This window comes from Quadrisphaera setariae, assembly GCF_008041935.1.
GTDB classification, from domain to species: Bacteria; Actinomycetota; Actinomycetes; order Actinomycetales; family Quadrisphaeraceae; genus Quadrisphaera; species Quadrisphaera setariae.
The window spans coordinates 35,090-47,752 of sequence record NZ_VKAC01000005.1 but is presented as its reverse complement, the minus strand read 5'-3'; the positions used below and the strand labels follow the sequence as shown (position 1 = coordinate 47,752).

11 protein-coding genes are annotated in these 12,663 nt (G+C 77.2%); 9 read left to right on the top strand and 2 right to left on the bottom strand.

Annotation, left to right across the window (positions count from 1 at the left end; translation table 11 throughout):
* Positions 1-42 precede the first annotated feature (42 nt).
* Positions 43-165, top strand: coding sequence for a hypothetical protein (locus tag FMM08_RS23605; protein WP_255472210.1), 123 nt, complete (start codon positions 43-45; stop codon positions 163-165).
* Here FMM08_RS23605 and FMM08_RS09210 read toward each other — a convergent pair.
* Positions 126-1,877, bottom strand: coding sequence for a hypothetical protein (locus FMM08_RS09210; RefSeq protein WP_147926085.1), 1,752 nt, complete (start codon positions 1,875-1,877; stop codon positions 126-128). The two genes, FMM08_RS23605 and FMM08_RS09210, sit on opposite strands and share 40 nt — an antisense overlap.
* A gap of 205 nt (positions 1,878-2,082) precedes the next feature.
* Here FMM08_RS09210 and FMM08_RS09205 point away from each other — a divergent pair, with 205 nt between their 5' ends.
* Positions 2,083-2,850: a helix-turn-helix transcriptional regulator gene (locus FMM08_RS09205; protein WP_222710596.1), complete on the top strand. Its 768-nt coding sequence runs from the start codon at positions 2,083-2,085 to the stop codon at positions 2,848-2,850.
* Between the two features lie 166 nt (positions 2,851-3,016).
* A complete protein-coding gene (locus FMM08_RS09200; RefSeq protein WP_147926083.1) occupies positions 3,017-5,545 on the top strand; it encodes an FHA domain-containing protein in 2,529 nt (842 codons plus the stop codon).
* Positions 5,546-5,863: 318 nt separating this feature from the next.
* Here FMM08_RS09200 and FMM08_RS09195 read toward each other — a convergent pair whose 3' ends face one another.
* The gene (locus tag FMM08_RS09195) at positions 5,864-6,595 is read right to left on the bottom strand and encodes a GtrA family protein (RefSeq protein ID WP_147926082.1); all 732 of its coding nucleotides are present in this window, start codon (positions 6,593-6,595) and stop codon (positions 5,864-5,866) included.
* Between the two features lie 272 nt (positions 6,596-6,867).
* Between FMM08_RS09195 and FMM08_RS09190 the strand changes: the two genes are divergently transcribed.
* The 6 genes from FMM08_RS09190 to FMM08_RS09165 all read left to right on the top strand — a co-directional run bounded on the left by FMM08_RS09190 (position 6,868) and on the right by FMM08_RS09165 (position 12,660).
* Entirely contained in the window at positions 6,868-7,770 is a 903-nt protein-coding gene (locus FMM08_RS09190) for a DUF732 domain-containing protein (RefSeq protein ID WP_147926081.1), read from the top strand.
* A 49-nt stretch (positions 7,771-7,819) separates the two neighbouring features.
* Positions 7,820-8,293, top strand: a complete 474-nt coding sequence (locus FMM08_RS09185; protein WP_222710595.1) for a MerR family transcriptional regulator — start codon at positions 7,820-7,822, stop codon at positions 8,291-8,293.
* A gap of 141 nt (positions 8,294-8,434) precedes the next feature.
* Positions 8,435-9,592 (top strand): acyltransferase family protein, encoded by a 1,158-nt coding sequence (locus FMM08_RS09180; protein WP_147926080.1) that lies wholly within the window; start codon positions 8,435-8,437, stop codon positions 9,590-9,592.
* A gap of 81 nt (positions 9,593-9,673) precedes the next feature.
* The gene (locus FMM08_RS09175) at positions 9,674-10,345 is read left to right on the top strand and encodes a response regulator (RefSeq protein ID WP_187279648.1); all 672 of its coding nucleotides are present in this window, start codon (positions 9,674-9,676) and stop codon (positions 10,343-10,345) included.
* Positions 10,346-10,372: 27 nt separating this feature from the next.
* A complete protein-coding gene (locus FMM08_RS09170) occupies positions 10,373-11,539 on the top strand; it encodes an ATP-binding protein (protein WP_147926078.1) in 1,167 nt (388 codons plus the stop codon).
* Complete coding sequence (locus FMM08_RS09165) at positions 11,527-12,660, top strand: hypothetical protein (RefSeq protein ID WP_147926077.1); 1,134 nt, start codon at positions 11,527-11,529, stop codon at positions 12,658-12,660. Before FMM08_RS09170 ends, FMM08_RS09165 begins: the two co-directional genes overlap by 13 nt.
* Positions 12,661-12,663 lie beyond the last annotated feature (3 nt).

Sequence of the window (12,663 nt, the reverse complement as noted above, 5' to 3'; positions counted from 1 at the left end):
CTCGGACTGCGATCTCGGGGCGGAGCGAGCACCATCTGCGCCATGCCGTGGCGCTGCCGCCTGGGCCTGCACCGCTGGGTGCTGTGGCCCGAGCCGCTGCGCCGCGAGGCCGGTGAGTCGCCCTACTACTGCGAGCGGTGCGGGCGCGAGCGGACCCTCGTCTGAGCCCCCGGTGGGTCGGCGAGGGAGCCGGCCACCACCTCGACCAGGGCCCACCCCAGCGGCGGCACGGCACTGGCGTGCTCGTCGGGGCGCTGGCCGGTGGCCAGGGCGCGCAGCACCACGCCGTCGCGCAGGGCCACCAGCGCCCGCGCGAGGTCCTCGACGGCCACCCCGGGGCGCAGCCCCACCCCGGCGCGGGCGAGCAGCTCCGCCAGCAGCCCGGCCGTGAGGTGCTCCTCCTGGGCTCCCAGCTCGGCCAGGCGCTGGGAGACGACGGGGCGCGCCGCCGCGAGGGCGGTGAGCAGCAGCCGCAGCCGGTCGTGGCCGTCGCGGTCGACGTCGGCCAGCACGCTGGCCGCCGCGGCCTCCAGCGACGCCCGGAGGCGCTCCCACCCGCCGCCGCCGTCGGCGAAGGGCTCCAGCGCCGCGGCGCTGATCCGTCCCAGGACCGCGCGCCGCACCCGGCGCACCCGGTGGGCGGCGTAGGCCAGCAGGTCGTCCACATAGTGGTCCTGGGTGCGCCAGCGGTCCCGCAGCTGAGCCGCCGTGGGCCGCGGGGACCCCGCCGGCAGGGTCCGTCCGGCGGCCTCCACCGCGGCCGCCGAGAGCAGGCCGAAGAAGGCCGACGGGGCGGCGAGGGCGGTGCTGACCCGCCGCCCGGGGCCGCTGGCCACCACGCCCAGCTCCTGCCCGAGCACCCCGGTGCCGCCGTGCAGCAGCTGCGCGGTGATCTCGTCGTGGGCGAGCCGCCGGCGCGCGGCCGAGGTCCGTCGTGAGCCCGTGACCGGGTCGGTCAGGTGCACGAGCACGTCGGCGAGGTCACCGGAGCCGGGGCCGGGCCACAGCGGGCGCCCGTCGAGCGCCCCGGCAGGAGCAGGAGCGGCACCGGCGGCCCGCGCGGGGTCGGGCTCGAAGGCGCGCCGGGTGAGCGCACCACCTCCCACCCGGAGCAGCCTCACGGCCTCCTCGACGCGCTCGGGCGCCTCCCCCGTGGCCAGCGTCCTCAGGTTGGCGCCCTCGTTGACCGCGCCCAGCGCGAGGCTCGTGCGGTCCAGGTCGGCGCCCGCGCGCGGCCGCTGGCCGACCATCTCGTAGCAGCGCCTCCACACCTGCCCGTAGCGCGCGGCCACGGTGCGGTAGTGCTCCTCGCGGGAGCGCCTCAGCGCGGGGTGCTCCGAGGCCAGGGCCGAGGCCACCAGCTCCAGGCGCGTGCTGACCGGCAGCGCCCCCGTCACCAGGTGGGCCCGCGCCAGCGCCTCGCCGGTCACCGCGAGGTCCTGCGCGGTCCGGGGCGCCGGGAGGTGGCGCAGCCGCTGGTCGAGCAGGTCGTCCCAGTGGCGGCGCCACAGCAGCAGCGCCAGCAGGTCCTCGCCGTAGTCGCGCTGGCGCGCCCACCGGTCGCGCAGGTGGCTGGGGGTCACGCGCAGCGGGCCGACCGCGCTGGCGGCGGCGCACACGCGGCTGGCCGAGAGGAGCTCGAGGAAGCGCAGCGACCGGCGCTCGCCGTCGCCGTCGCCGTCGCCGTCGCCGTCCGAGGGCACCAGGGTGCCCAGCTCGCGCTGCAGCACGAGCACCCCGGCCTCGAGCAGCGCCAGGGTGACCGGGTCGTCGGCGAGGCGGCGGCGCGCCTGCTCGGTGCGCCGGGTGGAGGTGGCCGGGTCGGTCAGCCTGCCCAGCACCTGCGCCAGCCCCTCCTCGTCAGCGCCCCCACCCACGGCCGCCCCTCTCGCGCCCACGCCGTTCCCGCTGCTCAGCGGCGGAGGTCACCTTGGCGCGCCCGGCTGCTCCGCGCCGCTCGAGATCACGACGTCGACCTCCTCGAACGCTCGTGGAAGTCAGCGCCAGACCTGGCCCGCGCGGGAGCGGTCGCGGACCATCTCACTGCCCATGACAGGGCGCAACACTCGGGGGGAACCACACGTGCACGAAGACAGAGGCGGCCGGGGGACGGTCCAGGCGGACCGGAGGATGCTCGTCCGCCAGGTCGGCCAGGAGTCGCCCGCAGCAGCCGGCAGGCATCCCGCACCGGCAGCGGTGCAGCAGCTCGCGGTGGTCGGAGGGCACCCCGTGGGGATGCTGGGGCTGTGCGGGGCGCTGGCCGGCACCCACCAGCTCTCGCGCCTGAGCGCCTCCACGCCGCGCGGGGTGGTCATCGCCGACCTCAGCTGCGCCGGCTGCGCCCCCACGGCCGACGAGCTCGCCCAGCTCGCGCGGGACCACCAGCTCGTGCTGCTGGTCGGCCAGGGGACCCTGGGCCTGGCCGAGGAGGCCGTGGTGCGCGGTGCCCTCGCCGCGGTCGGGGCGTGGGAGCCCGTCGCGGAGCTGCGGCGCGTCGTGCGCTCCGCCGCCGCGGGCGAGCCGTGCAGCACCGCGGCGGTCAGGGCGGCCAGCGCCCGCGTGCGGGAGGTCAGGGGCCTGCTCTCCCGCCAGGAGCAGGAGGTGCTGCGCCTCTACGGCGCCGACCTGCCCGTGAAGACCGTCGCGCGGCGCATGGGCATCACCGTCGGCACCGCCAAGGAGTACCTCAAGCGGCTGCGGGCCAAGCTCGCCAGCCGCGGCATCGCGGTGAGCACCAAGGTCGACCTGCGCGTGCTCGCCGAGGAGCTCGGCCTGCTCAGCCCCGCGCAGCGCTGCGGCACCGGGACGCCCGCCGTGGACCTGCGCACGCTGCGTGAGGTGGCCGGGTAGCCACGGCGCTCGTAGCAGTGGTCGTCGGGGTGACCGCCGTGGTGGGGGCGGCGCCGGTGGTCTCGCGAGGCCTCCCGCGCAGCTCCCGCGGCGCCCCCGCGACGCGCTAGCGTCAGCGCCCACTGCCACAAGCACGGGCGCCGCCGGCTCCCGGGAAGGGGAGCTCGTGGTCAGCGCTGCTCCGACGCGCGCCCTCCTGGTCCGCCAGGACGGCCGCACCTGGTCCGAGCCCTCCCACGCCGCCGTCGGGAGGCGCCTCACCGTGGGGCGCACGGCCGCCAGCGACGTGCCGGTGGACCACCCCCTCGTCTCGCGCGACCACGCCGTGCTGGAGCTGACCGACCAGGGATGGCTCCTCACCGACCTGGCCAGCCGCAACGGCACCTACCGGCGCGGGGAGCGCATCAGCAGGGTGCTGCTGGAGGGCGAGGTCGAGGTGCGCCTGGGCGACCCCGACACCGGCCCGGCGCTGCAGCTGCTCACCGCAGCTCCCGCCGCACCGAAGAGAGCGGCCGCGCCGGCGTCGGTGGCCGGCCCGGGGCTGACGGCCGGTGCGGCGGCCGGGCTGGTGGACGGGCTGCCGGCGGACGGCAGCGGCGACCGGTGGCGCTGGGGCGCGTCAGCCGTCTTCAGGCCGCCGACCGCCGTCCACTCCCCCACCACGGTGGTGGTGCGCATCGGGCGAGCCACCGACAACACCATCGTGGTGCCCGACCTGCTGGTCAGCCGCCACCACGCCGAGCTGGTGCCCGACGGCTCCCCCGGCGGCACGGGCTACCTCGTCCGCGACCTCGGCAGCGCCAACGGCACCTTCGTGGACGGCTCCCCGGTGCCCCGGGGCGGCAGCGCCGTGCTGCCGGAGGGCGGCCTGCTCTCCGTCGGGCACACCCGGTTCGTGCTGCGCGGGGGCGACCTGCACGAGCACGTCGACGACGGGCGCGTCTCCTTCGAGGCCCGCGGCCTGGAGGTCAGCGCCCCCGTGCCCGGCCGGGACGCGCCGAAGGGCGCCCGCAGGGTGCTCCTCGACGGGGTGTCCTTCTCCCTGGAGGAGAGGTCGCTGCTGGCGGTGGTCGGCCCGTCCGGGGCGGGCAAGTCGACGCTGCTGGGCGCCCTGACCGGCTTCCGCCCCGCCCAGCACGGCGAGGTGCTGTACGACGGCCGCGACCTCTACCGCGACTACGCCGACCTGCGGCACCGCATCGGGCTGGTCCCCCAGGACGACGTGCTGCACACCCAGCTGACCGTCCGCACCGCGCTGACGTACGCCGCCCAGCTGCGCTTCCCCGCCGACACCTCCGCCGACGAGCGCGCCGCACGGGTGGAGGAGGTCATCGTCGAGCTGGGGCTGACCGCCCAGGCCGACCTGGCGGTGGAGAAGCTGTCCGGCGGGCAGCGCAAGCGCACCTCGGTGGCGCTCGAGCTGCTCACCAAGCCGTCGCTGCTGTTCCTGGACGAGCCGACCTCCGGGCTCGACCCGGGGCTCGACAAGTCGGTGATGCGCACGCTGCGGGGGCTGGCGGACGACGGGCGCACCGTCGTCGTCGTCACCCACTCCACCGCCAACCTCGAGGTCTGCGACCGGGTGCTGCTGCTCGCCCCCGGCGGTTCGGTGGCCTACTTCGGGCCGCCGCAGGGGCTGCTGGAGCACTTCGGGCTGCCCGACCACTCCGACGTGTTCCTCGCGCTGTCGAGCTCTCCGCGGGACGCCGACGGGCGCACGTGGAAGGAGAGGTTCCGGCCGCACGCCGAGGAGGTGGCGCCGCCGACGTCGGCCGTGCCGGCGGTGCAGGCCGGCGCCGACGGTGCCGCTGGGGCCGCTGGGGGCGCGTGGGGCGCTCCGCCCAAGAGGCAGCCGGTGTGGAAGCAGACGGCGGTGCTCGTGCGCCGCTACCTGGCCGTCATCGCCGCCGACCGGCAGTACGTCGGGCTGCTCGTGGGGCTGCCGCTGGCGCTCGCGGTGCTCGCGCGGATCGCGCCGACGCCGCTGGGCCTGCTGCCGCCCCCGCTGCCCGGGCCGGGCGAGGTGCAGCGGCTCAACACCGAGACCGTGACGCTGCTCATGATACTCGTGCTGTCCGGTGCGCTGGTCGGCGCGGCGGCGTCGGTGCGCGAGGTGGTCGAGGAGCGGCCCATCTACCGCCGCGAGCGGGCCATCGGCCTGTCACCGGTGGCGTACCTGGCGTCCAAGGCGCTGGTGCTGGGCTCGGTGGTGGTGGTGCAGTCCGTGGTGCTCGTGGTGCTGGCGCTGGTGGGCCGGGACCTGCCGTCGTCCGGCGTGGTGCTGCCGTGGGCGTTCCCCGAGGTGGTGCTCGCGGTGGCCGTGGTGGCGGTGGCGTCGGCCTGCCTGGGCCTGGCGATCTCCGCGGCGGCCACCACCGCCGACCAGGCGATGCCGCTCATGGTGCTGCTGGTCATGGCGCAGCTGGTGTTCACCGGCGCGCTGTTCCCCGTGGACGGGCGCTTCGCGCTGGAGCAGCTGGCGTGGCTGGTGCCGGCGCGGTGGGGCTTCAACATGGCGGCCGGCACGGTGGACCTGCCGGCGCTCGTGCCGGGCATGGACCTCGTGGACCCGCTGTGGGCGACCACGCCCGGCGAGTGGTGGCTGGCGCTGGGCATGACGGTGGTCGTCGCGGCGGTGGCCCTCGTGGCGGCGCGGCTGCTGCTGCGCCGGGCGGAGCCGAGCCGCCACCGCTGAGGTCGCCGCTGGTCTCCGGCGCTGCCCGCCCGTCTTCCCCCTCGTTGGTGCAGGGTGGCCCTGGCCCACTCCTGCGGGACCAGGGCCACCCTGCACCAACGAGGAACAGGGCCAGTTCCCCCCACCGCCGGCCTGAGAGGACTCAGGACGACGACGAGCACGGGCCAGGCGCTGTCGGCTGCGCCGCCGAGGCGTCCGACTGCGCAGATCTTGGCGATCGATGGGGCGCTGCGGCGTCCACGACCGACCGATCGCCAAGATCTGCACGGCTGGCTCGGAGTCGCATCGGCGTCCGCCGACCGACGGACCGAGCGGGCCTCAGGAGGCGGTGACCACCGAGCGGGGCGCGAGAGCGGTCAGGGCCGACGCGACGGGCGCGACCTCCACCGAGAACACCGGCGAGAGCACCGGCGAGAGCACCGGCAGTGACGACGGCGCGGGCCGGAGCGCCTCGGACAGCACAGCTCCGCGCGGGGCCGGGACCAGCACGAACAGCGGTCCCGCAGCGGGCGCGCCAGCTGCGGCTGCGGCGGAACGGCGCACGGCGAGCGGCGCCACGGCGGCGCTCGCGGAGCCTTCGGCACCGGCTGGGCGAGCCGCGCGCTGGGCGAAGACCAGCCGCGACGTCACCGCGAAGGACACGACGGCGGAGACGGCGGTGGCCATCAGCGCGCTGAGCACGGGCGGTGCGTCGAGCAGGCGGTGCGCGGAGCTGAAGCAGGCGGAGTTCACCCCGAAGCCGAGCACGGCTGCGGCGTTGAACAGCGCCAGGCGGCGGAGCAGGTGGGCGCGGCCCTCGCTGCCGCTGCGGCGGGAGGCCCAGGTCCAGCAGTAGCTGGCGGCGAAGTTGGCCTGGGTGGCCACCACGAACGCCGTGGCGTTGGCGGCCTCGGCCACCACGAGCGGCAGCAGGGACGTCATGACGGCCAGGTGCACCAGCGTCGAGCCGACCCCGACCACGAGGAAGCGCGCGCGAGGGTCGCGGCTGGCCACCACGAGCGCCCTGAGCGCTGCGCGCGGTCCCAGCGCCTCGGCGCGCTGCACGTCCATGGTCCTCCCGGAGCCGGATGCGAGCAGTATGGGACGGGCGGTCGCCGCGGGGAGGCGGTTCCGCGCAGCTCGTCGCCCTCCACCCGCGGACGGCGCCGGGACGGCGCTGGGACGGTGTCGGAGGTGCCTCCGGGGGTGCCTCCTCCGGGCGGCTGGCCCGCTGCACCCGCCCGGGTGGTGGGGCCGCGCTCGGGGTACCGGGCGGTCGCGACGGCGCCTACCGTCGCGACGCTGGTCGCGCCGCCTCCCCTGCGCGCGGCGGGGAGGACGACGTGGAGCAGGTGGACGAGCAGGGCTCGCCGAGCGGCCAGCCGCACCAGGGCGGCTCCCCGTGGCGCGCCCCCGGGCAGGACGGGCAGCAGCAGCCCGTGGACCCGGCGCCCGCGTGGCGGTCCGCGGCGACGCAGCCGCAGCAGACGCCCCAGCCCTACGCGGCGCCCCAGCCCGCCTACGGCCCGCCGGGCGCACCGCCGCAGCCGCAGCCGCAGCCGTGGCAGCAGGTCCAGCCGTACGCCGCTCCCCCGCCGGGCCGCGGTCCGCTGCCGCAGCCCGCGCCGTGGCTCGCCCAGCCGCAGGGCAACCCGGTGGCCGTGTGGTCGTGGGTGGTGGCCGTGCCGTGCGCGGTGCTGGGCCTGGTGCTGGGGATCCTCGGCCTGGTGCGCTCCCGGCGCCGCGGCGGGGCGGGGCTGGCGCACGCGGTGGTGGGGACGGCGCTGTCCGCCGTCGTCCTGCTCGTGGGCTCGGTCGGGTTGGCGGTGGGGGCCGCGGCGGCCCTGGCGGAGCTGGCCGACGGGTCCGCGGGGTCGGACCGGTCGGCCGACGGGACGGTCGCGTCGCTGTCGGCTCCGGAGCAGGCGTACATCGACGACCTGTACGAGGAGACCTACCAGGCCTTCGACGACGCGACGCTGCTCGACATGGCCTACGGCTTCTGCTCCGACCTCGACGCCGGGCAGGCCCCGGCGGAGGCCGACGCCGCGCTGGTGTCCCGCTGGGCGGACGAGGACCTCGACCTCAACGCCGCCTACGACGTCGAGTGGTCCGCCACCGCCTCGCTCTGCCCGGAGCACGCCGACGAGTTCCAGGCGTGGGACCCCGCCAGCACCGACGGCAGCGGCACCACCACGACCACCACCACGACGAGCACGACGACGACGGTGGCCGCGCGCCGCTGACCTGGTGGCAGGATGGACGCCCGACCGCTGCAGAGGTGAGGAGGCCACCGTGAGCACGCCGTCCACCTCGCACGCCGCGTCCGGCGGTGCCGACACCGGCGCCACCACACCCGCCGGCGGGATCCCCGCCACCGGGCTCCCGCCGGGGCTCATGACGGTCGGCGAGATGGCCGAGCGGGTGGCCCTGTCGCACCGCACGGTCCGCTACTACGACGACGAGGGCCTGCTGCCCGCGCGCCGCTCCCCGGGCAACTACCGCCTGTACGGCGAGGACGCCCTGGCCAAGATGCTGACCATCCGCCGGCTGAAGCCGCTGGGCTTCACGCTGGACGAGATGCGCGAGGTGCTGGCCCTGCTCGACGCCGTCTCCTCCTCCACCGCCGGGGACGACCCCGACCGCGCCGAGCGGCTCGAGCGGCTGGTGGAGCTGGAGGCCGACGTGCGCCGGCGCCGCGACAAGCTGGTGGAGCAGCTGGCGGGCGCCGACGAGCTGCTGGCCTCGCTGCGCCCGCTGCTCCCCTGAGCACCCGCTCCCCCACCCCCTCCTCGGCTCGCCGCCCCGCTGTCCGCGCAGCGGGCTGCGTCATGCGCTCGCAACCTTCCCTTCACGTGAAGGTCGCACCTTCACCTTGACGTAAGGGGAAGGTTGACGGACGGTGGAGGGGTGACCGCACCCGCCGCGCCGCGCGCCAGCACCGCCAGCACCGCCGGCGCCCCTGCCGGAGCCCCCGCCGGGCGACCCCGCACGCTGGCGCAGGCCTACGACCCGCGCAGCAACGCGTTCGACCTGCTGCGCCTCGTGCTGGCGGGCACCGTCGCCGTCACCCACGTCATGCAGCTGGCCCTCGGCTGGCAGCCGACCATCGGCCGGACCGAGGTCGGCGGGCTCGCCGTGGACGGGTTCTTCGTGCTGTCGGGGTTCCTCATCACCGCCAGCTGGCTGCGCCTGCGCTCCCCCGGCCGCTTCGCCTGGCACCGGGCGCTGCGGATCCTCCCGGGCTTCTGGGCGTGCCTGCTGGTCACCGCTGTCGTCGTCGCGCCCCTGCTGGCCGTGCTCGGCGGCGGCAGCCCGGCCGCGGTGCTGACCGGTCCCGGCTCGGCCACGACCTACGTGCTGCACAACGCCGGTCTGTTCATGGCCCAGTTCGGCATCGCCGGGCTGCCGGCCTCCACCCCGGACCCGGTGGTCAACGGCTCCCTGTGGACCCTCTTCTACGAGGCGCTGTGCTACGCCGCCGTCGCCGGGCTGGGAGTGCTCGGCCTGCTGCGGCACCGCCCGCTGCTCGTGGTGGCCGGGGTCGCCGCGCTGCAGCTGGCCACCGCCGCGCAGGAGGCCACCGGTGCGCAGCTGCTGCCCGGCGAGAACCTGTCCCGGCTGCTGCTCCTGTTCGCCCTCGGCGCGGCCGCCCACCTCGTGGCCGACCGGGTGCCGGTGACGCCGGTCGTCCTGGCCGCCGCGGGGGCCTCGGTGGTGGCGGGGCTGCTCCTCCTGGACGACTACCGCGCGCTGGGGGCCCCCGGCTTCGCGCTGCTGCTGCTCGCGACGGCGGCCCGGCTGCCGTGGCGCCCGCGCCTGCGGCGCGACCTGTCCTACGGCGCCTACGTCTGGCACTGGCCGGTGGCGCTGATCGTGCTGAGCACGCCGCTGGCCGGCGCGCCGGTCGTCGTCGTCGTCCTGGCGGTGCTGGCGGCCACCGCGCTCGTGGCCCTGGCCAGCTGGCACCTCGTCGAGGCCCCGGCGATGCGCCTCAAGGGCGTACCGTCCCCCCTCAGGAGGGACCCCAGCGGTATCCCCTCAGGCAGACGTCGCCTTATCGGGTAAGCGGACTGAGAGGATCAGGAGCGATAGTCCTTCCAGCGACGCCTCGTGCGGACGCTCATGACCCCTGGGGGGAGGACGGCTGTGGAGGAGAGCGCAGTGGTGCTGGTGGGAGCTGTCGACGACCACCCCGTGGTGCTGGCGGGGCTGAAGGCGGTCATCGAGGAGGCGGCGCCCGAGGTGCGCCTGGTCGCCCACGCGCCCACCGTGGAGGAGCTGCTCGCCGAGCGGGACGACCTCGACGTGGTGCTGCTCGACCTGCGCCTGGGTGACGCCTCGACCCCGGGCACCAACACCGGCAGGCTGCTGGCCGCCGGCGCGCAGGTGGTCGTCTACACCGACGGCGCCAAGCCCGCGCAGGTGTACTCGGCCGTGGCCCGCGGGGCCCTGGGCGTGGTGCTCAAGGACGAGCCGCTGCCCGTGCTCGTGGAGGCCGTGCGCGCCGCCCACCGCGGCGAGGCCGTGGTCTCGGTGCGCATGGCGCGCGCCCTGGAGACCGCCCCGCACCTCGACGACCTGCTCTCCCCGCAGGAGCGCCAGGTGCTGCGCCTGTACGCCGCGGACCTGCCCGCCAAGTCCGTGGCCCGCCGCCTGGGCATCGGCGAGGGCACCGTCAAGGAGTACCTCAAGCGCATCCGCAGCAAGCTGGCCGCCGTGGACGTGCGGGCGTCGAGCAAGCTCGAGCTGCGCAACGTCGCGGAGACCATGGGCCTGCTCGACGACGACGAGACGAGCGGTGCCGCGCCGTCCCGCTGACGCCCCTGCCCGCTCCGGGCGGCGCCGGTGAGCCCCGCCGCCGCACGCACGACCGCGCGGCGGCTGGTGGGGGTGGTCGTGGTGCTGACCAGCGCGACTCCGCTGGCCGCCGCGGCCGGCGCCGTCGCCCTCGACGGGCCGGCCGGACCGCTGTGGTGGGCGGTGCCCCTGCTCGCCGCCTTCGCGGGGGCGCTCGGCGCCGCGGTCCTCGCCCTCGTGCGCGGCACCTCCCCCGACCCCCCGGCGGCCGCGCTGGTGGCGGTCGGCGCGGTGACGACGCTGTCGCAGGCAGCGCTGCTGAGCGCCGGGCTCGTGCAGACGGACCCGGCGCCCACGCACGGCGCGTGGTCCGCCTACGTGCTGGCCGCGTCCGTGCAGGCCAGCGCGGTCCTCGCCCGCAACGCGCCCCGCGGCTGGGGGGTGGCGCTGCCCACGGCCCTCAGCGCGCTCGTGGCCGCCACCGCCCCACCCCCGCCCCCGCTCCCCCAGCAGGACGTGACGGCCCAGGTGCTCTACGGGACGGTCCTCGCCCTCGTCGCCGCGTCCATGTACTACCTCGCGCGCGGGCTGGAGCAGACCACGGGTCGCGTGGGCGCCGTCCGCGGCGCCGCCCTGCGCGCCGACGCGGAGGCCGAGGCGCTGGCCCTGGCCGAGGCCGAGCGGGGGCGCTGGGAGGCCGCCGTCCACGACGACGTCCTCACCGCCCTGCGCGCGGGCGCCGCCGCGCGCACCGACGAGGAGGTGCGCGCCGCCTCGGCCGCCGCGGCGGCCGCGCTGCGGAGCATCGCGGCCGCCCCCACCACGCTGACCGTGGGGACGGCGCTGGCGGCGCAGCAGGTGGGCGCCGCCGCGCGCGGGGCCTTCGACGCCGCCGTGGTGGACGTGACCAGCGAGCCGGGCTCGCTGCCCGGCCGCGTGGTGGAGGCCCTGGCCGACGCCACCGCCGAGCTCATGCGCAACACCGTCCACCACAACCCCCCTGGCGTGCGGGCCCGCGTGCACGGCCAGCTGGGCCAGCAGCGGGCCCGGGTGGTGGTCAGCGACGACGGCGGCGGGTTCGACGCCGACGCCCTGCCCACGGGACGCCTGGGCATCCGCGTGTCGGTGGTGGGGCGCATGCGCAGCGTCGGCGGGGAGGCCGACGTCTCCAGCTCTCGGCGCGGCACCACCGTGGAGCTGCGGTGGCCGCGGTGAGGGGCGCCGTCCCCGGGGCCCTGCAGCTGCGGCTGCAGCCGCTCGTCCTGTCCGGCGTCATCTGGGTGGCCGTGCAGGCGCTGCTGTGCCTGTCCTCGCTGCCGCAGGCGAACGCCCCGCTGCTGGCGCTGGCCTCCTCCCTGGGCGCGGCGGCGGTGCTCGGGGCGCTGCTCGTGCTGCCGGGGCGCCGCCGCGGCGGCACGAGCAGCACCCCGCACGGCGCGGCCCTGGGCGCGCTCCCCGCCGCTGCGGCTGCGGTGCTCCTGCCGGTCGCGGTGCTGGTCAACGCCTACGCCATCGCCCCTGGCGCGCGCTTCACCGACCAGCCGTCGGCGCCGGGGCTGCTGAGCCCCGCGCTGGCGCTGCTCGCGGTGCGCGACCGGCGGGGGCTGGCGCACGCCAGCGGCGTCACGGTGGTCGCCGTGCTGCTCGGGCTGCGCCTCGGGGCCGGCGAGGGCCCCCTGTGGGCGCCCGAGACCGCGCTGGTCCTGGGGCCGGTGGTCGTGTGGTGGGTCTGGGGCCAGGTGGCGGCCCACCTCGTCAGGACCACCCGCATCGACCTGCTCCGCAGCGACAGCGCCTACGCGCTGGCCCGGGAGCGCCGCCGCCGCACCCGCCAGCGCGCCGAGGCCCACGAGCGGCGGCGGGCGCTGCTGGAGGTGGCGGCGGTGCCGCTGCTGGAGACCGTGGCGAACGCGGACGGCCCTCCCGACCTGGACGTGCAGGTCCAGCTGACCGCCGTGGAGAAGGACCTGCGCGCGGAGCTGCGCGGTCGGGAGCTCCTGGACCCCGAGGTGCGCCGGTGCGCGGCGACCGCGCGGTCGAGGGGGGTGCGGGTGGACGTGGTCGACCACGCCGCCCCGGCCGCCGACCTGGAGCTGCTCCCCCCGCTGCGCGCGCTGGTGGCGGCCGCGCTGCACAGCTGCACCGACGGTGAGATCACCGCCCGGCGCCCGCCGCACGGACCGGTGCTGACGGTCGTGCACGTCGGCTCGCCGGCGTCGATGCGGGCGGTGCACGCCGCGGTGGCCGCCCACGCCGAGCGGCTCACGGGCTCCGGCGCAGCCAGCGCGGACGTCTTCGCCGACGAGGACGCGGTGGTGCTGGAGGTGGAGCGCTGACCT

Bases quoted from the DNA above. Each gene is read 5' to 3' on its own strand.
- FMM08_RS23605 (WP_255472210.1), top strand. From the start codon at position 43: ATGCCGTGGCGCTGCCGCCTGGGCCTGCACCGCTGGGTGCTGTGGCCC.
- FMM08_RS09195 (WP_147926082.1), bottom strand. From the start codon at position 6,595: ATGGACGTGCAGCGCGCCGAGGCGCTGGGACCGCGCGCAGCGCTCAGG.